Genomic DNA, 20,733 nt, shown 5'->3' on the forward strand with positions numbered 1-20,733 from the left:
TGGCTTATGACCGTAGGTCATGCTTTTTTTGTGGTGCTGTCCAATACCGGTTCACCCATCGTTATTGCACAGCACTGTCGTGTTCAATAGTTGAGGAATCCATAGTGTCCCGTACTATTATGCTTGTTCCGGTTGGTGCCGGAGTTGGTCTTACTAGCGTAAGCCTTGGTGTGCTTCGTGCAATGGAGCGCAAAGGTGTTCGCGTTTCTTTCTTCAAGCCTATCGCCCAGCCACGTCACGGTGGCGGTCAGCCAGATCTAACAACTAACATCATCGCTGCCAACAGCGATATGAAAGTGGCTGAACCATTCTCAATGGCTTGTGCTGAAGAGCTTATCCGTAACGATAAGAGCGACGTGCTGCTAGAAGACATCGTTGCACGCTTCAAAGAAGCAACAGCTGACGCTGAAGTTGCGCTAATCGAAGGTCTAGTACCAACTCGCAAGCACCCATTTGCTAACCAGATCAACTACGAGATCGCTAAGACTCTGGATGCGGAAATCGTATTCGTTGTTGCACCTGGTACTGATAACCCAGCTCAGCTTAAAGAGCGTATCGAAGTAGCATGTTCTAACTTCGGCGGTATCAAGAACAAGCAAATCGCTGGTGTTATCGTTAATAAGCTTAACGCACCTGTTGACGCTGAAGGCCGTACTCGCCCAGACCTATCTGAAATCTTCGACGACGCTGAAGCAACTGTGCCTTCAAACGTTGAAGTGATGCAGGTATTCAACTCAAGCCCAATCCGTGTACTAGGCTGTGCACCTTGGAGCGCTGAGCTGATCGCGACTCGTTCAACTGACATCGCTAAGCACCTGAACGCTGAAATCATCAACGAAGGTGAAATCGCTTCTCGCCGTATCAAGAGCATCACGTTCTGTGCGCGTTCTATCCCGCACATGGTTGAGCACTTCCGCCCTGGCTCTCTGCTAGTCACTTCTGCAGACCGTCCAGACGTTATCGTTGCAGCATGTCTTGCGGCAATGAACGGCGTTGAAATCGGTGCCCTACTGCTAACGGGTGGCTACGAGCTACCTAAGCCAGTTATGGACCTATGTGAGCGCGCATTCGAAACAGGCCTGCCTGTTATGACTGCAATGGGTAACACTTGGCAGACGTCTCTGAACCTTCAGAGCTTCAGCCTGGAAGTACCAGCTGACGATAAAGAGCGTGTTGAGCTAGTTAACGAATACATGGCAAGCCACATTGACGGCCAGTGGATTGAATCTCTAACTGAAGGTTCAACCAAAGAGCGTCGCCTAAGCCCACCTGCATTCCGTTACGAGCTAACTGAACTTGCACGTAAAGCGGCTAAGCGTATCGTTCTGCCAGAAGGCGACGAACCACGTACAGTTAAAGCAGCGGCTATCTGTGCTGAGCGCGGCATCGCTGAGTGTGTGCTTCTTGGTAACCCAGAAGACATCAAGCGTGTTGCTGAGCAGCAAGGCGTTACTCTAGGTGCTGGCGTAACTATCATCAACTCTGATGAAGTTCGTGAAAACTACGTTGCTCGCCTGGTAGAGCTACGTGGCCACAAGGGCATGACTGACGTTGTTGCTCGTGAAAAACTTCAGGATTCTGTTTTCCTAGGCACAATGATGCTGGAAAACGATGAAGTTGACGGTCTGGTTTCTGGTGCGGTTCACACAACTGCGAACACTATCGTTCCTCCATTCCAGATCATCAAGACTGCACCTGATGCGTCTATCGTATCTTCTGTATTCTTCATGCTGCTACCTGACCAGGTACTGGTATACGGTGACTGTGCGATCAACCCAGATCCAACCGCTGAGCAGCTAGCTGAAATCGCTATCCAGTCTGCTGACTCTGCAAAAGCATTCGGCATCGAGCCTCGCGTAGCTATGATCTCTTACTCTACCGGTACTTCTGGTAAGGGTGCAGACGTTGAGAAAGTACGTGAAGCGACTAAACTTGCTCAAGAGAAACGTCCAGATCTAGTGATCGATGGTCCTCTTCAGTACGACGCTGCGATCATGGAAAACGTTGCTGCTTCTAAAGCGCCTAACTCACCAGTAGCGGGTAAAGCAACTGTATTCGTATTCCCAGACCTAAACACGGGTAACACGACTTACAAAGCGGTACAGCGTTCAGCAGACCTAGTCTCTATCGGTCCAATGCTTCAGGGCATGCGTAAGCCTGTTAACGACCTGTCTCGCGGCGCACTAGTAGACGACATCGTTTACACCGTTGCTCTTACTGCGATCCAGGCGAAACAAGCTGACGACGCGAACAAGTAATTTTTAGTTACTTGCATAATCTTTCAATGCCCCGCACTGCGGGGCATTTTTTTATCCCTATTAAATCAGTTGCTTAATTTTCCTAATGAAAAATTATTCTCTTTTTTTCACGCAACTGACATCATATATTGACAGGTGTCACAGTACCCACACAAAGAGTATAAATATTCGTTAACAGGATGTTTTTTCGGAACTTGTATACCACTTTTTGTGTAGTTGATGGTTTATAAGTCTACCCTATGAACTTAGTGCAGAAGTTCGAGCGGATTGCAACTTATATGAAACAAGGATAATGGAATAATGTTCTGGATACACCTGTTACTACTGCTAGCTGTTATTTTGATCGGCATACGCCACGGCGGTATCGCCTTCGGTCTACTCGGGGGCCTCGGCGTCTCTGTCATGACCTTTGTTTTTGGTATTGCGCCAGGCTCACCACCTGTCGGCGTTATGCTTATTATCCTCGCGGTGGTTGCCGCCTCTGCCACCCTTGAGGCTACCGGCGGCCTGAAGCTATTGGTTAAGTTTGCCGAGCGCCTGCTTCGCAAGCATCCTGAGCACGTGGTCTTCCTCGGCCCAATTTGTACTTACTCTCTAACAGTACTGGTTGGTACCGGCCACTCGGTTTACCCACTACTGCCTGTTATCTACGATGTCGCCTACAAAAAAGGTATCCGTCCTGAGCGCCCAATGGCGATGGCCACCGTTGCTTCACAAATGGGTATCACTGCCAGCCCAATCGCGGCGGCAGCGGCCGTTGTAATGGCAACGGCAATGGACAACAACCTGGATATCAACCTGATCAACGTGTTGATGGTGACTATTCCGGCAACCTTTGGCGGCTTGTTGATTGCATGTCTATGGAGCCTGAAGCGCGGTAAAGACTTGGACAAGGATCCTGAATTCCAGGCTCGCCTTCAAGACGAAGAGTTCCGCAGCAGCCTGGTTGATCCTGACCAGGAAGGCTCTGCTGAAGAAGAAGCCGAGCACGAGCGTACAGCCAAGAAAGGCCTTACTGTATTCTTGCTGGGTATCCTTGCGGTTGTTGGTATCGCTCTGTTCAGCAAGCAGGTGCTGCCGCAAGGCGTCGGCATGTCGGTTGCTATTCAGTTCATGATGCTATCGGTCGGTGCGGTTATCCTGCTGACCACCAAGATTTCGCCCAAGCGTATCGTTAACAGCAACGTTTTCATTGCCGGTATGAGCGCGGTGATCACCATCTTCGGTATCGCCTGGTTCAGTGACACTATCATCGGCCACCACAAAGAGTACCTGGTTGGCTTGGTCAGTGGCATGGTGAACGTCTACCCATGGACCTTCGCCTTTGCAATGTTCTTCGTCTCTGTGTTCCTGAAGAGCCAGGCAGCCGTGCTTACCATTATGATGCCACTTGGTTTTGCCCTTGGCATCGACCCTGCGGTACTGATTGGTGTGCTGCCAGCGTGTTACGCTTACTTCTTCTTCCCGTTCTACCCAAGTGATCTGGCTGCTATCAGCTTCGACCGCTCAGGCACTACAGCAATCGGTAAGTACGTACTCAACCACAGCTTCATGATCCCAGGCTTTATCGGTGTGGGCTCTGCCACCATCATTGGTTACTTCATCTCGATGATGGTGAACTAAGCCAATCCGGAAATAAAAAAAGGCCGCTACAATACGTAGCGGCCAACATGTCAGACTCGAATCAACACAATTTAAAACACTAACTCAATACCAAGCTAGTAAAACGTAGAACACGGTACTCCCACTTACTTGCTGCGTAAGTAGATAATCCAATACCCCATACCGACAAACACACCACCACCGATGATGTTCCCCAGTGTCACCGGGATCAGGTTATTGATAACAAAATTACTCAGGGTCAAGTCGGCAAAATCGGCCGGGTTCATGCCGGTCATCTGCCAGAACTCAGGAGTGGCCAGATGCTTGATACCAATCGCCATCGGCACCTGGAACATGTTGGCAATACAGTGCTCGAAGCCCGATGATACAAACATCGCTACCGGCAGGATCATCACCAGAATTTTATCTGTCAGGGTACGGCCGCTGAAAGTCATCCACACCGCCACACACACCAGCACATTACACATCACACCAAGGGCAACGGCCTGCATGAAGTCATGATGCAGTTTATGCTGGGCGATTTGCATCGCATTGATACCTACTGCGCCGCTGCCGGACATATACTGCTTAGTTATTAGCATGATAACAACTAGCATCAAGGCACCCAGTAGGTTCCCCACATACACCACGCCCCAGTTGAGCCACAGGCTCTTCCAGCTGATCTTCCCGCTGGCACGGGCAACAAGCGTCAATACAGAACTGGTAAACAGTTCACCACCGGTGATCACCACCAGGATAAGACCTAGGCTAAATGCCAGCCCACCGATAAAGCGCGACATTCCCCACGGCATGTCACCGGCCCCTGTTGTGACCGTGGTATAGAACACAAACGCGATACCAATATGCATCCCGGCGGTGATCGCCAATAGCAACGACTTCATCGGATCTTTGGTGGCCTTGCTTACACCGACCTCGGCCGCTTTCTCCGCCATTTGTGGCGGTAATAGCGAATCAAACTGATTCTGACACATATTGTTTGGCACCTGACACATCTTGAAACACACAAAATTAAGGAGGCGAGGATAGTGGCTTTTATCACACAAATATTCAAGGGTTCACCAAAACAATAATTCGAGATATACGAACGAAATACTCGGTTAAACCGAATCAACAGGTATTGTAAACATTGAGCAACAAATCCGTACGCCAAAGATTCAAATAGCGCTAACATGCCGTCACATTGCAACTACATTTATACCCCTGTATGCATAGCGACAGAATGTTATGCAGCGGCTCAAGCCAGCAAACCAGAACGAGCAAGATCAAAAAAGGCGGCTAAATAGCCGCCTTTATCTAAACTGATGAATAATATGTCAGTTACACCAATTCAACCTGGCAAATGATCTCGTCATCAAACGACAACACCTTGAGCATATTGTCTTCCAGCAGGCCGTAGCTTGCCTGGTATTCACCACGCGGAATTGTCACCGAGCCGGGGTTATAGACAAAAAGAGCCTCTTTCTTTTCGGCAACAGGCAGGTGGGTATGGCCTGACACCACCACATCACCATCGCGCAGGCGCGGGTGCTTGTCACCGTTGTAGAGGTGGCCGTGGGTCAGGAACAGGCGGCGGCCATTCGGCAACAGTACCAGGTTGTAGTCCGCCATCATCGGGAAGTCGAGCAGCATCTGATCCACATCACTGTCGCAGTTGCCTCGTACAGCGGTGATTTGCTCTGCATACTGGTTGAGCTGCTCGGCCACGTCAATCGGGGCGTATCCCGCTGGCAGGGCATTGCGCGGGCCGTGGTTGAGGATGTCCCCCAGCAGGATCAGGTGGTCTGCACCACTCTGCTCGAACTTGGCCAGAGTACGGCGGGTGCTGTCGGCACAGCCGTGGATATCAGAAGCAAAAAACAATTTCATGTCAGGAGATCTTTTTTTGAAACAGGATATGGCGATCCTACACCCTAGGCCGTGACAATACCACGGCCCAAGGTAGCCCGGCCTTTCTAGCAGCACATGCCGTTGAGGACAATATTGTTATAGCTCACCATTCCGATGATCTTGCCATTTTCGATCACAGGCGCCCGGCTGATACCGAAACGCTCGAACAACCGGGCACAGTAACGGACATCCATCGAAGCACTGACCGACAAGGCCGGTTTAGTCATGATTTCGTAGACATTGGTGCGCTCCGGCGAGCGGTCCAGTGCCAGTACCTTCTTGGCAATGTCGTTCATCAGCACGATACCGTATTCATCATCATCATTGCGCTTGTTAACGATCAGTGCCTTGATTTGCTTATGTTTGGCAACGCGAATGGCTTCAGCTACCGTGGTCAGCCCCTCGACCATCGCATAGGTGTCCATCATTACATCCCGTACCCGGACCACAGTGTCATTACTCATAGCTTCGCCTCTACGACCTTGGTAAGTGTTTCAACTTGGTGGGCCACACCCACCGCATCTTCGACATCAAGCTGGACAGCGATCCCCTGGCCTGAGGAGGTATCGAAGTCGCCGACCCGCTCAATGGTTTCTAAAATGGTACGGGCCAGGTGCTCCTCGACCACGAACAGGATCACATCCCGCTGGACATCCAGCCCGAGACCGAAAAAGGTCTTCTTGAGGTAAAGCCCCTCGCCGCGGGCATTGTTGATCACCGTCGCCCCCGTCGCCCCGGCCTCGCGCGCAGCATCCAGGACAGCATCGGTTTTCGAATCTTCTACAAAGGCCAATAACAACTTAAATCGCATTTCCTTCTCTCCTCTTAGCCTGTCTTGCCGACAACTGGGCATAAGCCATCACTGTGATCATCGGAAACAGGCTGGCAAACGCAATGAGCCCAAACCCATCGAGCATCGGATTTCTTCCCGGCACGGTGGAAGCCAACCCCAGCCCCAACGCTGTGACTATCGGTACCGTCACCGTCGATGTCGTCACCCCGCCGGAGTCATAGGCCAAGGGGACAATCATTTTCGGTGCGAAGTAGGTCTGCACCACCACCACGCAATAACCCGCCAGGATGTAATAGTGGAGCGGATCACCGGCAACAATCCGGTAGCTACCAAGGCCAATTCCCACCGCGACCCCGATCGCGACGGCAATACGCAGGCCGTTAACACTTATAGTATCGCCCGAAACCTGGTTGGCTTTGATCGCCACGGCAATCAAAGAGGGTTCGGCGATAGTGGTACTAAAACCGATGGCAGCGGCAAAAATGTATACCCAATAATACTGGGTCCAGGGAATAACATCCGGGATCCCCTCCCCGCTGTCGAACAAGAAATCCATCGCCGTCAGCTGGGCAGCCATAGACTCCCCCAGGGGGAACAACGCCAGTTCGAGCCCAAGCAGGAAAAATGACAACCCGACCACAACATATATGAACCCCAGTGCGACCCTCGGCCAGTTGGTAACAGGGCGGCGTAATACCACCAACTGGAAACCGAAAATGATGACGGCAATCGGTACCACATCTCGCACTGTCATCAGCAAGGTGGAGAAAAAGTGAGGAATAATCCCGTTGAGCTCTGTCATCCCAGTCCTCCTAGTGCACCAGCATGCCGTAGGCCATGACGAATATCATCGGCGTCAGCGAGGCAAAGGCGATCAGGCCGAAGCCGTCCACTATCGGGTTACGGCCTTTTATCGATGATGCCAGCCCGACACCGAGTGCAGCCACCAGCGGGACGGTAATGGTCGATGTGGTTACCCCACCGGAATCATAGGCGATCCCGACAATGGCTGAAGGGGCAAACCAGGTCATGACCATCACCAGCAAATAGCCGCCGATGATCATCCGGTGGATCGGCCAGCCTTTTAAAATACGGATCACCCCGAGCATGATGGCAATACCAACCGACAGCGCCACCGTCAAACGCAGGCCCGTCGCATAGTCCAGCTGACTCTTGGCATTGCTTGCTATCAATCCCCCTTCGGCCGCTACTTTGGCGGCCTCTGCCGCAACAGCGGTAAGTGCCGGCTCGGCAATAGTCGTGCCAAACCCCAGGCAGAACGCAAAGCACAGCAGCCACCATACACTGCCCTTGCTGGCAAAGGAGCGCGCCATCGACTCACCAATCGGAAACAGCCCCATTTCAAGCCCGAACACAAACAAGGTCAGACCGATCACCACAAATGCCAGGCCGACCAAAATCGGGCCAAGTTGCGGCATCGGCTGCTGCAACACAACCAATTGGAAGAAGCCTATCACCAGGATGATCGGCAATAGGTCACGCAGGCTGGAGAGCAGGGATTTCAGCAGGGCGAGTACAAACGACATTCCACCTCCTGGCTGTCGCCCGGTAATCAAAAAAGGGTATACCTTCAAGGTACTCCCCAATCGCATATAGACACAGCTTTTATATCCCAACACGAGAGCTAGCCCACATAACCAAATGTCATAAAGAAAATAGTAAGCGGTACCAACCCTTTGGTTTAGCTATACTTATGTCGGAAGTCTTACCTCGTAGGGCAAAGCCATAGCCTAAAAGGAGAAGCATGAAGATATTAGTGACCGGCGGCACCGGGTTTATCGGCTCGGCCCTAATCAATGCGCTAAAGCAGCACGATGTCACCGTATTGAGCCGGGATCCGGCCAAGGCGAGCCAAAACCTCGGAAGCAGGATCAACGCCGTCGCCTCCCTTGACCCGTTCGATAACCTCGACGACTTTGATGCGATTATTAATCTCGCCGGCGAGCCGATCATCAACAAGCGCTGGAGCCCGCAGCAAAAGAAGAAAATCTGCCACAGCCGCTGGGGACTGACAGAGCAGCTGGTTGCAAAAATACAAGCTGGCAGCCAGCCGCCCCACACTTTTATCAGTGGCTCGGCGGTTGGGATTTATGGCGACCAGAAAGACACCGTCATCGACGAATCGTTTGCCATCAGCGACCATGTGAACCACGACGACTTTGCCCACCATGTTTGCCAACGCTGGGAAGACATCGCTCTTGAAGCAGAGAGTGAACAAACCCGGGTCTGCCTGCTTCGCACTGGCATTGTGCTGGGGAAACATGGCGGCGCGCTGGCAAAAATGCTGCCACCCTACCAACTCGGGCTAGGCGGACCGATTGGCAATGGCTCACAATACACGCCTTGGATCCACCTGCAGGATATGGTCGATGCGATAGTATTCCTATTAGAAACGCCAGCAGCAAAAGGCGCATTCAACCTTACTGCACCAGAGCCCGTCACCAACAAGGTATTCAGCCAAACCTTAGCCAAATCCCTGCACCGGCCCCATATCTTCTTCACTCCGGCATTCGTGCTGAAACTAGCCCTCGGCGAAGCGGCCTCGCTGCTGCTCGAAGGCCAACGGGCGATACCGAGCAAGCTCGAAGCGCTCGGCTATAACTTTCGCTACAGAACTATTGATGTGGCACTAGGAGATATTGCCTCTGCCTAAGCATCCCTAAACCTAGGCTTGCCCGTTTCCACATCAACGAGTGATGATTAAAAAGGCTTCCCGGTACGAATGAACCGGGAAGCCTTTTTATAACAGCATGTGAGGATCTTCGGTCTAGCCTCTAACGGGCTGCAGCAGGCTGTTGATCATCGAGCGGATGATCAGCACCACCAGCAGCAGTGAAAGCAACGGTACCACCAACCACATCGTCGGGTGCCAGCTTACCGGCAGCTCAAAGCCCCATTTCACCAATGCCGCAACGACCGCTTCAGCGCCGGCCGCTGCCATTACACCTGCCAGCAAAGCCATAATGCCGTACTCGCCCCACACCGTTGCCGAGACTCTTTTCCGGCTGGCACCCAATGTCCGGTACAGGCGGATTTCGTCCCGGCGCTGGGCCAGGCTCAAGCGCAACAAGGTCATTACCAGCAATAAACCACTGACCACCCCCAAGCCCGCCAGTACCGACAGCGACAAGGAGACCTGCTGCATGATGCCCTGAATCCGGGTTGCCATGGTGCGTAAATCGAGCAGGGTAACGGTTGGGTAATCCCGGCCAAGCTGGTTAATCACTGCCTGTTGGTCTGCCTCAATACGGAAGCTCACCAACCATGTTGCAGGCAATTCGGCCATCACATCAGGAGTAAAAATAAAATAGAAGTTTGGCCGCATATTGCGCCATTCAACCTCGCGGATGCTGGTCACCTCAGCACTGAACGGCTGGCTGTTGACATTGAAGGCAAGGGTATCACCCAAGGCAATACCCAAGCGCTCGGCAATACCGGACTCTACCGAGACCCCATTGGTTGCCTGCCACTCTCCGGCAACCACTTCGTTATGGACCGGAATGGAATCACGCCAGGTAAGGTTAAGCTCGCGACGCAAGGATTCATCGCGCTCCTGCCTATCTCCTTGCTGGGAGCGTTCAAGCAAGTCTTCCTCATTGATATGGGTTATCCGACCGCGGATCACCGGGTAGCCTTCAGAACGCATAACCTGTCGCTGGTCAAGCGTATCGAGGTAGGCTCGCTGCTGCTCTGGGCTGATATTAAGCGCAAACACATTCGGCGCATCTGCCGGTAGTGTCTGCTGCCAGTCCGCCAGCAGATCTGAGCGCAGCAGCCAAATCACTGTCAGCAGCATCAGTGAGCTGGTCAAGGCTGCCAGCTGGGCACCGGTCGCCATCGGGCTACGGTTAATTCGGCTCAACGCCAGCGTTATCGCCGGCCCCCAACGGCCCCGCTTGAGCCCGCGGACAATGGCTACCCCAACCACGGCAAGGATAACCAGGATCGCAGCCAGCCCCAGCAAGGTCAGCCACATCAGCCCATTGCTTCCCAGCCACAGCAAACCTGCCGCCAATGGCAACAGGGCCAGCAAATAGCCCTTGTTGCTGGTCTGCCAGCTATCCATTCGTTGTATCACTGAAATAGCAGGCGCATCCACCAGCTTCAACAGCGGGATCCCCATCCCCGGAATGGCCACCAGCAAGGCAACCAGCACGCTTACCACTAGCGGCGAAAAGCCAATACCGGGCAAGGGGTCGGGCAATACATCCACCAGGGGCACCCGCAGCAAGTATTCCAGCAGGGCCCCGATAGCAACCCCGGCCACCAGCGCAAGGCCAAACAGCATACCGAGCTGGCGGGCCAGCCATTGCCAAAGCCACTTCTTGCTAGCCCCCAAGCTTTTCATCATTGCCACCACCTCGGTTCTGGTCGAGGCGTAATGCATGCAGGTCAGCACCAAGGTGGCCGTCGCCATCAAGATCACCAATATCAGGGTCAGTGACAGGTACTGGCGGGCTTTTTCGATAACATCACCGGTTCGCCCCTGCGAGGTTTCACTCAGCCAGCGCTGGCCGGGCTCAAGCTCTATTTGTTCCTGCAATGCCTTGAGATGACTATCTGCGCCGGTGAAATACGCCCGGTACTGTACCCGACTGCCCGGCTGGATCGCCCCAGTATTGTCCAAGTCATCAGCATGAATGAGCACGGCAGGCATTTGGCTGAACGGGTTAAATGACAGCTCTGGCTCCTGCACTATGGTGCCGCTAACCTTAAGCTCGGCATCACCAATCGCCAACACATCACCAGGTTCGACTTTCAACAAATCAAACAGCCGCTCCGCCAACCATAATTCACCAGGCTGAACTTGATGATGGGTACCGGACGGGCTTTTCAGCTCAAGCTCGCCCCGAAGCGGGAAGTCACTCTCGACGCTTTTGACGCTGACCAGCTGCATAGCCTCATCGCTGAAGGCCATGGTGCCGAAGCGAACCTGCTGGGAGACGACCAGCCCTAGCTGCTCCGCCTTGTCCAGGATGGGTTGCTCAACCGGATTGGCCGAGCGGAATACTAAGTCGGCGGCAATCATGGATCGGCCTTGATCGACCATGATCTTTTCAACTCTCACCACCAAGGCTGCCAAGGCAAACACACAGGCGATAATCAATGTCAGGGCCACGGCAACTGGCCATAACTGGCCGTGCCACAGTTCGCGCCAGCTCCACTTGAGCAGCATTGTACGGTTGGCCGCAGGGGAATCGGATTGGATATCGGTCATTTCTGTCATGCGGCTACCAAACTCCCACTTTCTAACGTCAAGGTGCGGTCACAGCGCTGGGCCAGCTGGGGATCATGGGTCACCAGTACCAAGGTGGTGCCGTGATCGCGGTTAAGAGCAAACAGCAGCTCGATGATATTGGCGGCGGTATGCTGATCCAGGTTTCCGGTCGGCTCATCGGCAAACAGCACCTTGGGCCGGGTCATGAATGCTCTAGCCAATGCCACCCGCTGCTGCTCTCCGCCCGATAACTGTGCCGGAAGATGAACGTCCCTGCCATTTAAGCCGACTTTTTCGAGCAACTCGCGGGCACGGCCCTCATCGGCTTCTTCCCCCTTTATGATGGCTGGCAGCATCACGTTCTCCAGTGCCGACAACGACGGGATCAACAAAAAGCTCTGGAAGACAAAGCCAATGCTGTCACTGCGCAGTGCTGCCCGCGCCTCGTCATCCATCGCTGCCAATGGCTTGCCCAGTAGCTCGATACTGCCCTTACTTGGGATATCTAGCCCTGCCAACAAGGTCATCAGGGTCGACTTGCCCGCCCCCGAAACACCGACCAAGGCAATTGCCTCGCCCTGCTCGACCTCGAGCGAAACATCCTGCAAAATGGTGAGAGACGATGATGCTGTCGTCACCTGCTTGGACACTGATACAGCTTTAATCACGGATGTAGACATGATGCGATTCCTTTCAGTAATCTTTTTTCTTGTTTTCACTCAGCACGCCCTCGCGGCCAAACTGATGGTACTGGGCGACAGCCTCAGTGCCGGATACCAGATGCAGGCCGAGCAGAGTTGGCCTAACCTGCTGGATGCTGAGCTTGAAAAATATGGCCATGATGTCACTGTGGTCAACGCCAGTATTTCCGGCGATACCACAGGCAATGGGATGGCACGGCTTCCCCGCCTACTCGAACAACACCAACCCGATTTTGTCTTGATTGAGCTGGGGGCCAACGACGGGCTCAGAGGATTTCCTCCTACAACTATACGCAAGAATCTCAGTGAGATGATCACCGAGATCGAGCAAGCAGGCGCTTATCCGCTGCTGATGCAGATATTTGTACCGCCAAACTACGGCAAGCGCTATAGCGATCAATTTGCAAAAGTGTATCAAGATATCAGCAAGCAACTGGAGATCCCGCTGCTGCCCTTTTTCCTCGAGCACATTATCCTAAAGCAGGAGTGGATGATGGATGATGGACTGCATCCCAAATCCGATGCCCAGCCGTGGATAGCCGATTTCATGGCCAAAGAGCTTGCCCCACACCTCTAAAAAAACATACAGACAAGGAACGCCCTTAATGACGGCAACAAACCCGCTCCGAATTCTGATCACCGGCTGCAGTAGCGGCATTGGTTACTACTGCGCGAAAGCACTCCACCAACAGGGCCACAGTGTTGTTGCCAGTTGCCGCCAGAAAAGCGATGCCGAGCGCTTACAAGGCGAAGGCATTGACTGTGTACTGATGGACATGGACAGCGAGGAATCAATTGAGCAGGGGTTCAGTGAAGCGCTTGCCATCGCCGGCGGAAAACTGGATATCTTGTTCAACAATGCCGCCTACGGTCAGCCAGGCGCTCTGGAAGATCTCCCTACCCATGCCCTGCGCCAGCAGTTCGAAAGCAATCTGTTTGGCTGGCACCACCTGACCAGGCTGGTTATCCCAGTGATGCTGGCCCAAGGCAGCGGTAAAATTGTCCAGAACAGCTCGGTGTTGGGCTTAGTTGCCATGAAATACCGCGGAGCCTACAACGCCAGTAAATTTGCCTTGGAAGGCTACACGGATACTCTGCGCCTCGAGCTGAGCAATACCCCAATCAAGGTCAGCTTGATCGAGCCCGGCCCGATTGAGAGCCAGTTCAGGGCCAATGCCAAGGCAAAGTTCGAGCAATATATTGATATGCCAAAATCACGCCACCAGGCGAGTTACCAACATACGCTTAACCGGCTGGGCAAAGACTCACCATCAAGCAAATTCACCCTCGGCCCTGAAGCGGTGTTGAAGCCATTGCAAGCGATTTTGGAAACCGCAGAGCCGAAGGCCCGATATTATGTGACACAGCCCACTTACATCTTTGGTTTCCTTCGCCGTGTTTTGCCTACCAGGCTACTCGATTCACTGTTGGTCAAAAGTGACTAATAAACTGAATCAGACATAGTTCCAGACATAACGCTGGCAAATGGTGTTCAATAAACACACAGCAAAATAAGCCACTTACCAATAACCGGGATCAAAAAAGCACCACTGAAGGCAAACAAACCTGAAAAAACACTGAATAGGCGGACGGAAACAGAAGTTCCGCCGAAAAAAGCAAGAAATGTCATATTTGTGTCACACATCACGGTTAAGCTTGTAGTGTAAATTGAGGTTGTTCCCTACCGGCCTTTATTTTCCTCTATAACCGTTCCGATGCAGAATAAAGAAAGGTGTGACGATGACATTGCGCCAAATAAATATCCTTTGCGTGTGTGTGACACTCGCATTGCTGTTGACGTTTCAATAAAAATGGAGAGCCCGAGCCCGGCTCTCCATTGTTATTTGTCTCGACTTTTTCAAGCCGCCTCTCCAAACACATCTATATTTCGCCACGACCATCACCTTCTCACTGTTTCACCTTGAAAAGATGGCACTTCCCCCCCATAACTATCACAACGAAGAAATTTATGGCCTACGCACTGTTTCAGAAGTCCAGGGAGTGAAGATAAACCCATGTATGCACATCTAGCCATCGAACTCAACGAACAGAATCTACAACAGGTGATCGAGCAATCGATGCAAACCCCTGTGGTGATCAGCTTCTGGGCACCATCCATGCCGGAATCCGCTGAAGTTAACCAAATACTGGAGAAGCTAGCAGCTAACTATCAGGGCCAGTTCACCCTTGCAACGCTAAACTGTGAAACCCAAGCCATGGTTGCTGGCCAGTTTGGTGTTCGCAGCTTGCCAACGGTCGCCGTGTTCAAAAATGGCCAGCCAGTTGATGGTGCGGCCGGTCCGCAGACCGAGCAAAGCCTTGCCGAAATGCTTGCCAAGCACCTACCAAGCCCTGAAGAGCTGGCGCTAAAAGCCGCGCTGGAGCAAGTCGACAACCAGCAATACAACGAAGCTTTGCCAGTACTGCGTGAGCTAGCGACCAAGTTCACCCAAAACAGCGTGATCAATTTGGCGATGGCCGAATGCCTGCTGGGTACGTCTCAATACGATGAAGCAGAAGCCCTGCTGGCCACAATCCCAATGCAAGATCAGGATGCCAAATACAAAGGCTTGATGGCAAAACTGGAACTGCACCAGCAAGCCAGCGATTCGCCTGAAATCCGCCTGCTGGAAGAAAAGCTCGCCGCAGAACCTGGCAACAGCGACATTGCCTTTGAGCTTGCCGTACAGTACAGCCAAGTTGAGCGTTCGGAAGAGGCATTAGAGCTACTGATCACTCTGCTGCGCAAAGACATGAACTTTGCCGAGGGTGGTGCCAAGAAAGCCATGATGGACATCTTGGCGGCGCTAGGCCAAGGCAACGCAGTCGCCAGCAAATACCGCCGCCAGCTTTACTCGCTACTTTACTAGTGGGTTAGCACACTGCGATTTAGAGAAAAATTTGAAAAGGCAGGGTTATCCCTGCCGACACAGCCCTTCAATGATCGGGCAGCTTGCCCCCTCATCGCCCGGACACTGCTTGGTCAACGTTTCCAAAGTTTGCTTCATTTCCAGTAGCTCTTTGATTTTCTCATCGATCTCCACCAGCTTTTGCTCGGCCTTGGCTTTGACGTCGGCACTGCGTCGTTGCGGATCACGGGAAAATGCCAATAACTCACGGCCTTCATCGAGGGTAAAGCCCACCAAGCGCGAGCGCCGGATCAAATGCAGTTCATCGACATGCTTGGCGCTGTACTGGCGGTAACCGTTGGCCGCCCTGCCCGGCGGTGAAATGATGCCCTTGTCTTCGTAAAAACGAATGGTCTTAGTCGTCAACCCGGTCTGTTGGGCGACTTCACTGATATTCATATCCAGCCTTACAGTTAATGGAAGGTTATGCTTAATAGTATTCTCTGTCATCGCCTCGGTAGCAAGACTATTATTGCTTATCCCCACCGAAGTTAAAATTTATTGACCTTCCAGTTAATGGAAGCTTTATGATTACCTCAAATGCATCAAACTGTCTTATCAGTAAGGCTTCAATATGGTCGAATTAACCCTGCCACTACGGAAAGTGCGCTGTATGAACTGCGCCAATAAAATCAAAGCGGCCCTCACAGAATTACCGGGGGTCGAGTCCGTCGACGTCGATACCAAGCAAGCTAACCTGCAGGGTACCTTTGCGCCTATGGCCGTAATCGATGCTATTTCCCAGCTTGGCTATGAAGCGGGTTATCAATACCAGTTGCCACTAGCTGGCCTGTCATGCTGCAAGTGTGTACGCAAAGTCAAGGACGCGCTGGACAGCCAACCTGAAATTTTCTCTTCTGATGTCAGCAAAACAGAGCTTACGGCAACGGGGACACTACCCGAGCCGAAATTAATCGAACTGATTGAGTCACTCGGTTTCAGCGTACCTTCGCAGGACACAGAACAATCAGAGGTGATGTCTAGCACTTACGAACTCGCCCTGTCAGGCCTGAGCTGCGGCAAGTGTGTTGCCAAAGTCGAAGCCCAGCTCAAAGAGCGCGCCGACATCGACAGCTTCTCGGTAACCAGAACCCATGCCAGCGTACAAACCTCGCTGGAGCAGGCTGAGGTTATCGGCTTAATTGAAGCCGCTGGGTTTAGCGCCGCTCCAGCAAGCAAAAGCGTGACCGATGTAAACAGTGCTGGTGATAACAGCACTGACAACGCTAAGCCTGAAGCGGTACTAGATAAGCTCTCCGACACTGCAACTGCGGATGACGAGGCGACGTCTCAACAATTTATCTTGTCGGGCATGACCTGTGCCAGCTGCGTCAGCTCAGTCGAAAAAGCCATTCTCAGCGTACCCGGCGTCTCATCCACCAGTATCAATTTGGCCGAACGCACTGCATTGGTAAGCGGTAATGCGCCAAGCAACGATATTATCCAAGCCGTTGAAGGCGCAGGGTATCAAGCCGAATTATCCGAAGACGAGCTGACCCGCCGTCAACGCCAGCAAGCACAAAACGAAAAAGTTTACCGCCAACATATCAAAAACGCCTATATCGCGCTGGCTGTCGGTGGTCCACTGATGGCCTGGGGCGTTTTTGGTGGCAGCATGATGATAGCATCCCGGGCAGATCAAATTGGCTGGGGCGTGGTTGGGATCATCACCCTTATGTTGCTAGCTACCGTCGGCAAGCACTTCTTCGTCAATGCTTGGAAAGCATTCAAGCACCACCGGGCAACTATGGACACCCTTGTCGCACTCGGTACCGGTGCGGCATGGCTGTATTCGACATTCGTCGTGCTCGTGCCCGATTTGCTACCAATGCAGGCACGCCATGTCTACTTCGAGGCTTCGGCCATGATCCTTGGCCTGATCACGCTAGGACATGCTCTTGAAGCCCGAGCCCGCAGCCGGACCTCCAAAGCGCTCGAACAGCTGATGGACTTGCAGCCGCAAACCGCCATCATTGTTGAAAAAGATGAAGAACGCGAAGTACCGCTTGCTGACGTGCGTACCGGAATGGTGCTGCGCCTTCATCCCGGCGCCAAAGTACCGGTTGATGGCACCATTCTCGAAGGCCAGAGCTATATCGACGAATCTATGCTGACCGGTGAGCCGATCCCGGCCAACAAAAAAACCGGCGATATCCTCCATGCCGGTACTATCAACCAGCACGGCAGCTTGTTGTTTACGGCTGAAAAAATCGGCCGCGATACCATGCTGGCAAGAATCATCGATTTAGTACGCCAAGCACAAAGCAGTAAGCCGGCATTGGCTCGACTGGCCGATACTATTTCAGCCATTTTCGTCCCTGCCGTCATGATCATCGCTATCGTCACCGCCATGATCTGGTATTACTTCGGACCAGATCCTTCATCGGTCTATATGCTGGTGACAGCAACAACAGTGCTGATCATCGCCTGCCCTTGCGCGCTTGGCCTTGCTACCCCAATGTCGGTCACCGTCGGGGTTGGCCGGGCGGCGGAATACGGGGTTCTGATCCGCAACGCCGAAGCGCTGCAAATTGCTGCCGATGTCGATACCGTAGTACTGGATAAAACCGGTACCCTGACCGAAGGCAAACCAGCGCTGATCAGCAGCGAGTGCTACAACAGCTTCAACAAAGGGCAATTACTGACACTGGCTGCCAGCCTCGAGCAAGGCTCCGAGCACCCACTGGCCACCGCTATTGTCAACGCCGCCAAAGTCGAAGCCCTTAACCTGGAGCCGCAGGTGAACTTTCAAGCCCAACCGGGTTATGGCATCAGTGGCGAAGTTTTGGGTCACACCGTACTACTCGGCAACCAAAAGCTGATGGCCCAGCACCAGGTAGGTATAGACCAGGCCCAGCAGGCTACAGAGACCGCCAGCGAGCAGGGTGCAACCCCTATCTATATCGCGGTCGATGGCCTACTGGCCGGTTTACTGGCTGTCAGCGACCCTATCCGCCATGATTCGGTGGCTGCTATCAAGCGCCTAAGAAAAATGGGGCTGGATGTGATCATGTTGACGGGGGATATCCCGGCAACCGCAAATGCCATCGCCAAGCAAGCGGGTATCGAACATGTCATTGCTGGCGTACTGCCGGACGGCAAGGCCAGCGAAGTGGAAAAAATTCAAGCTCAAGGCAAACGGGTTGCCATGGTCGGAGACGGCATCAATGATGCGCCAGCCCTCGCCCAGGCCGATATCGGTATTGCCATGGGCAGCGGTAGTGACGTAGCCATTGAAAGTGCCCAGCTGACCTTGGTGCGCCACTCGCTTCACGGCGTGCCTGATGCGCTGCAGCTCTCCAGAGCCACCCTACGTAACATGAAACAGAACCTGTTCGGGGCCTTTGTCTATAACACCTTAGGCATCCCGGTAGCTGCCGGTATTTTGTTCCCGTTTACCGGGGCATTGCTGAGCCCAGTTGTCGCCGGTGCCGCCATGGCTCTATCGTCTATTACCGTGGTCAGCAATGCCAACCGCTTGAGGCTGTTCAAGCCTGACGGTGAAGACCGGCAAACCGCCAGGCCCCATTCACAGCCATCTAAGGAAGATTAATATGGTCGCTATCATCGGGTTCCTTGCCATAGCCTTTATTGTCTGGTGGTTCTGGCTTCAGCCCAAAAAGTAACTCTCTAGCCCTATCCGATCCTATGATGAGCTGATATAACAAATAGATATCTGGTTATATCAGCTCACAGGATCATTATGCTCAAAGCACTCGTCACCCGGGCAGCCCTGCTGCTGCCCTTCATCACTACCAGCGTTGTCGCTGAGCCATTGGTTTGGCAAGCCCAAGATGCCCAACGCGAATTTATCATTCTCGGCTCCATCCATGCCGGTGAAGACGACTTCTATCCGTTGCCAAATGCATTTACCTCCCATTGGGACAGCGCCGATGCCCTGGTAGTAGAAGCCAACATCCTCAAGCCCAGTTCAGCACAGCTCAATCCAGCAGTAGCTACCACTACCGAGATGTTAACGGAGACTGAAAAGCAATCGTTAGCCGCAATAGCCAAACTAGCCGGTTTATCGTCCTCACCACTGCTTAGCTCCCCTCCCTGGCTAGCTGCGATCAGCTTGCAGATGAAAATGGCTGAACAGGCCGGCCTCAGCCCCAACAGGGGAGTGGATATCACCTTGCTTAAACGTGCCCAGGCCAGCCAACTGCCTATCCTCGAACTAGAAAGTGTCGAGAAGCAACTGCGCTTGATGGAACAACTGGACGATCATGGCAAAAACCTGCTGATGGTCACGGTCAATGAATGGGATAAAATGACTAACCAGCTCACTTGCCTGATCAGCGCCTGGCAAGCCGGCGACCAAACTCAACTCGACTCCCTGTTTGATGAAAGCCAGTACAATGATGACACCGATGCCGCCCTGATCGTCGATCGCAATCGTGACTGGGCGACCAAGCTGATTGAGGATCCAGCCTTCCAGCGAGGAAAGTTCTTGATAGTCGTCGGTGCGATGCATTTATTGGGAGAGGAAGGACTGCCTGAACTGCTCAAGCAAAAGGGCTTTTCAATCAATCAGTTGAGCCAAAGCAAGCAGGTGTCTTGCAGTTAATGCTTGGTAGCAAGAGATGCGCGACCAAACTGAGCTATTCGCCGACGCCAGAAATGAAAAAAGCCCCAAACTACGCGTCCCGGACTTTCGCTGCAGGCTTTGAAGAGTGGTCGGTGAAGAGGCCAAGATCAAGGAAACAGGGAACCCCCGACCCTCCGGTCCTCCATTTACCAAGAAGCAGGAGATACTCTACTAAACTTCGCTATTCTCCGACGTCAGAAATGAAAAAAGCCCCAAACTACGCGTCCCGGGCTTTCGCTGCAGGCTTTGAAGAGTGGTCGGTTAAGAGGCCAAGAACAAGGAAACAGGGAACCCCAGACCCTCTGGTCCTCCATTTACCTAAGAGCAGGAGATGCGCGACCAAACTGCGCTATTCGCCGATGGCTGAATTGAAAAAGTGCATAAATGAAAAAAGCCCCAGTCTTTCGACTGAGGCTTTAAATAGTGGTCGGTGAAGAGGGATTCGAACCCCCGACCCTCTGGTCCCAAACCAGATGCGCTACCAAACTGCGCTATTCACCGACTTTATCAGCAGCACGCCATACCGGCTTACCACTTGAATAAGTGGTCGGTGAAGAGGGATTCGAACCCCCGACCCTCTGGTCCCAAACCAGATGCGCTACCAAACTGCGCTATTCACCGACGTTGTCAGCAGCATGCCATACTGGCTTACCACTTGAATAAGTGGTCGGTGAAGAGGGATTCGAACCCCCGACCCTCTGGTCCCAAACCAGATGCGCTACCAAACTGCGCTAT

The 20,733-nt window shown here is 52.9% G+C and carries 17 protein-coding genes and 2 tRNA genes; 8 read left to right on the forward strand and 11 right to left on the reverse strand.

Translation table 11 applies throughout. From position 1 onward, the window contains the following. Window positions 1-119: 119 nt before the first annotated feature. On the forward strand, window positions 120-2,258 hold the full coding sequence (gene pta, locus R2X38_RS17580) for a phosphate acetyltransferase (protein WP_317523653.1): 2,139 nt from the start codon (window positions 120-122) through the stop codon (window positions 2,256-2,258). 300 nt (window positions 2,259-2,558) lie between these two features. Beyond that, window positions 2,559-3,881, forward strand: coding sequence for an anaerobic C4-dicarboxylate transporter (locus R2X38_RS17585; protein WP_317523630.1), 1,323 nt, complete (start codon window positions 2,559-2,561; stop codon window positions 3,879-3,881). 125 nt (window positions 3,882-4,006) lie between these two features. On the opposite strand, the gene focA is transcribed toward R2X38_RS17585, so the two are convergent. The 6 genes from focA to R2X38_RS17615 all read right to left on the reverse strand — a co-directional run bounded on the left by focA (window position 4,007) and on the right by R2X38_RS17615 (window position 8,108). Further along, entirely contained in the window at window positions 4,007-4,852 is an 846-nt protein-coding gene (gene focA / locus R2X38_RS17590) for a formate transporter FocA (RefSeq protein WP_317523631.1), read from the reverse strand. Between the two features lie 346 nt (window positions 4,853-5,198). Further along, window positions 5,199-5,747, reverse strand: coding sequence for a phosphodiesterase (gene yfcE / locus R2X38_RS17595; protein WP_317523632.1), 549 nt, complete (start codon window positions 5,745-5,747; stop codon window positions 5,199-5,201). An 86-nt stretch (window positions 5,748-5,833) separates the two neighbouring features. Then, the gene (locus tag R2X38_RS17600; RefSeq protein WP_317523633.1) at window positions 5,834-6,232 is read right to left on the reverse strand and encodes a CBS domain-containing protein; all 399 of its coding nucleotides are present in this window, start codon (window positions 6,230-6,232) and stop codon (window positions 5,834-5,836) included. Beyond that, window positions 6,229-6,579, reverse strand: a complete 351-nt coding sequence (locus tag R2X38_RS17605) for a P-II family nitrogen regulator (RefSeq protein WP_317523634.1) — start codon at window positions 6,577-6,579, stop codon at window positions 6,229-6,231. Before R2X38_RS17605 ends, R2X38_RS17600 begins: the two co-directional genes overlap by 4 nt. After that, the gene (locus R2X38_RS17610; RefSeq protein ID WP_317523635.1) at window positions 6,569-7,363 is read right to left on the reverse strand and encodes a DUF1538 domain-containing protein; all 795 of its coding nucleotides are present in this window, start codon (window positions 7,361-7,363) and stop codon (window positions 6,569-6,571) included. Before R2X38_RS17610 ends, R2X38_RS17605 begins: the two co-directional genes overlap by 11 nt. A gap of 10 nt (window positions 7,364-7,373) precedes the next feature. Beyond that, a complete protein-coding gene (locus R2X38_RS17615) occupies window positions 7,374-8,108 on the reverse strand; it encodes a DUF1538 domain-containing protein (protein WP_317523636.1) in 735 nt (244 codons plus the stop codon). A 218-nt stretch (window positions 8,109-8,326) separates the two neighbouring features. Between R2X38_RS17615 and R2X38_RS17620 the strand changes: the two genes are divergently transcribed. Continuing rightward, window positions 8,327-9,235: a TIGR01777 family oxidoreductase gene (locus tag R2X38_RS17620; RefSeq protein WP_317523637.1), complete on the forward strand. Its 909-nt coding sequence runs from the start codon at window positions 8,327-8,329 to the stop codon at window positions 9,233-9,235. Between the two features lie 114 nt (window positions 9,236-9,349). Here R2X38_RS17620 and R2X38_RS17625 read toward each other — a convergent pair whose 3' ends face one another. Further along, window positions 9,350-11,809, reverse strand: a complete 2,460-nt coding sequence (locus R2X38_RS17625; RefSeq protein ID WP_317523638.1) for an ABC transporter permease — start codon at window positions 11,807-11,809, stop codon at window positions 9,350-9,352. Next, window positions 11,806-12,480, reverse strand: a complete 675-nt coding sequence (locus R2X38_RS17630; protein WP_317523639.1) for an ABC transporter ATP-binding protein — start codon at window positions 12,478-12,480, stop codon at window positions 11,806-11,808. Before R2X38_RS17630 ends, R2X38_RS17625 begins: the two co-directional genes overlap by 4 nt. On the opposite strand from R2X38_RS17630, the gene tesA reads away from it, so the two are divergent. The 3 genes from tesA (at window position 12,479) to R2X38_RS17645 (ending at window position 15,371) form a co-directional block, all read left to right on the forward strand. Then, window positions 12,479-13,078, forward strand: a complete 600-nt coding sequence (tesA, locus tag R2X38_RS17635; protein ID WP_317523640.1) for a multifunctional acyl-CoA thioesterase I/protease I/lysophospholipase L1 — start codon at window positions 12,479-12,481, stop codon at window positions 13,076-13,078. The genes R2X38_RS17630 and tesA overlap by 2 nt on opposite strands. Before the next feature lie 28 nt (window positions 13,079-13,106). Next, window positions 13,107-13,946, forward strand: coding sequence for an SDR family oxidoreductase (locus R2X38_RS17640; protein WP_317523641.1), 840 nt, complete (start codon window positions 13,107-13,109; stop codon window positions 13,944-13,946). Between the two features lie 570 nt (window positions 13,947-14,516). Next, the gene (locus R2X38_RS17645) at window positions 14,517-15,371 is read left to right on the forward strand and encodes a co-chaperone YbbN (protein WP_317523642.1); all 855 of its coding nucleotides are present in this window, start codon (window positions 14,517-14,519) and stop codon (window positions 15,369-15,371) included. A gap of 45 nt (window positions 15,372-15,416) precedes the next feature. Here the strand turns inward: R2X38_RS17645 and cueR are convergent, their stop codons facing one another. After that, window positions 15,417-15,809: a Cu(I)-responsive transcriptional regulator gene (gene cueR / locus R2X38_RS17650; RefSeq protein WP_317523643.1), complete on the reverse strand. Its 393-nt coding sequence runs from the start codon at window positions 15,807-15,809 to the stop codon at window positions 15,417-15,419. A 175-nt stretch (window positions 15,810-15,984) separates the two neighbouring features. Between cueR and R2X38_RS17655 the strand changes: the two genes are divergently transcribed. Together R2X38_RS17655 and R2X38_RS17660 are read left to right on the forward strand one after the other, a co-directional pair. Next, window positions 15,985-18,963, forward strand: coding sequence for a copper-translocating P-type ATPase (locus R2X38_RS17655; RefSeq protein WP_317523644.1), 2,979 nt, complete (start codon window positions 15,985-15,987; stop codon window positions 18,961-18,963). 150 nt (window positions 18,964-19,113) lie between these two features. After that, complete coding sequence (locus R2X38_RS17660) at window positions 19,114-19,977, forward strand: TraB/GumN family protein (protein WP_317523645.1); 864 nt, start codon at window positions 19,114-19,116, stop codon at window positions 19,975-19,977. Window positions 19,978-20,422: 445 nt separating this feature from the next. Here the strand turns inward: R2X38_RS17660 and R2X38_RS17665 are convergent. Together R2X38_RS17665 and R2X38_RS17670 are read right to left on the reverse strand one after the other, a co-directional pair. After that, window positions 20,423-20,499, reverse strand: a tRNA-Pro gene (locus R2X38_RS17665). A 43-nt stretch (window positions 20,500-20,542) separates the two neighbouring features. Beyond that, window positions 20,543-20,619 (reverse strand) — tRNA-Pro (locus R2X38_RS17670). Window positions 20,620-20,733 lie beyond the last annotated feature (114 nt).

Source organism: Photobacterium rosenbergii, assembly GCF_033022775.1.
Classification (GTDB): Bacteria; Pseudomonadota; Gammaproteobacteria; order Enterobacterales; family Vibrionaceae; genus Photobacterium; species Photobacterium rosenbergii_A.

Excerpts from the sequence above, each read along its gene's own strand:
- yfcE (WP_317523632.1), bottom strand. The coding sequence starts at position 5,747 with ATGAAATTGTTTTTTGCTTCTGATATCCACGGCTGTGCCGACAGCACC.
- R2X38_RS17655 (WP_317523644.1), top strand. The coding sequence starts at position 15,985 with ATGGTCGAATTAACCCTGCCACTACGGAAAGTGCGCTGTATGAACTGC.
- R2X38_RS17620 (WP_317523637.1), top strand. The coding sequence starts at position 8,327 with ATGAAGATATTAGTGACCGGCGGCACCGGGTTTATCGGCTCGGCCCTA.
- R2X38_RS17615 (WP_317523636.1), bottom strand. The coding sequence starts at position 8,108 with ATGTCGTTTGTACTCGCCCTGCTGAAATCCCTGCTCTCCAGCCTGCGT.
- R2X38_RS17605 (WP_317523634.1), bottom strand. The coding sequence starts at position 6,579 with ATGCGATTTAAGTTGTTATTGGCCTTTGTAGAAGATTCGAAAACCGAT.
- R2X38_RS17640 (WP_317523641.1), top strand. The coding sequence starts at position 13,107 with ATGACGGCAACAAACCCGCTCCGAATTCTGATCACCGGCTGCAGTAGC.
- pta (WP_317523653.1), top strand. The coding sequence starts at position 120 with ATGCTTGTTCCGGTTGGTGCCGGAGTTGGTCTTACTAGCGTAAGCCTT.
- R2X38_RS17630 (WP_317523639.1), bottom strand. The coding sequence starts at position 12,480 with ATGTCTACATCCGTGATTAAAGCTGTATCAGTGTCCAAGCAGGTGACG.
- R2X38_RS17585 (WP_317523630.1), top strand. The coding sequence starts at position 2,559 with ATGTTCTGGATACACCTGTTACTACTGCTAGCTGTTATTTTGATCGGC.
- R2X38_RS17625 (WP_317523638.1), bottom strand. The coding sequence starts at position 11,809 with ATGACAGAAATGACCGATATCCAATCCGATTCCCCTGCGGCCAACCGT.
- R2X38_RS17610 (WP_317523635.1), bottom strand. The coding sequence starts at position 7,363 with ATGACAGAGCTCAACGGGATTATTCCTCACTTTTTCTCCACCTTGCTG.
- R2X38_RS17600 (WP_317523633.1), bottom strand. The coding sequence starts at position 6,232 with ATGAGTAATGACACTGTGGTCCGGGTACGGGATGTAATGATGGACACC.
- focA (WP_317523631.1), bottom strand. The coding sequence starts at position 4,852 with ATGTGTCAGAATCAGTTTGATTCGCTATTACCGCCACAAATGGCGGAG.
- R2X38_RS17645 (WP_317523642.1), top strand. The coding sequence starts at position 14,517 with ATGTATGCACATCTAGCCATCGAACTCAACGAACAGAATCTACAACAG.
- cueR (WP_317523643.1), bottom strand. The coding sequence starts at position 15,809 with ATGAATATCAGTGAAGTCGCCCAACAGACCGGGTTGACGACTAAGACC.
- R2X38_RS17660 (WP_317523645.1), top strand. The coding sequence starts at position 19,114 with ATGCTCAAAGCACTCGTCACCCGGGCAGCCCTGCTGCTGCCCTTCATC.
- tesA (WP_317523640.1), top strand. The coding sequence starts at position 12,479 with ATGATGCGATTCCTTTCAGTAATCTTTTTTCTTGTTTTCACTCAGCAC.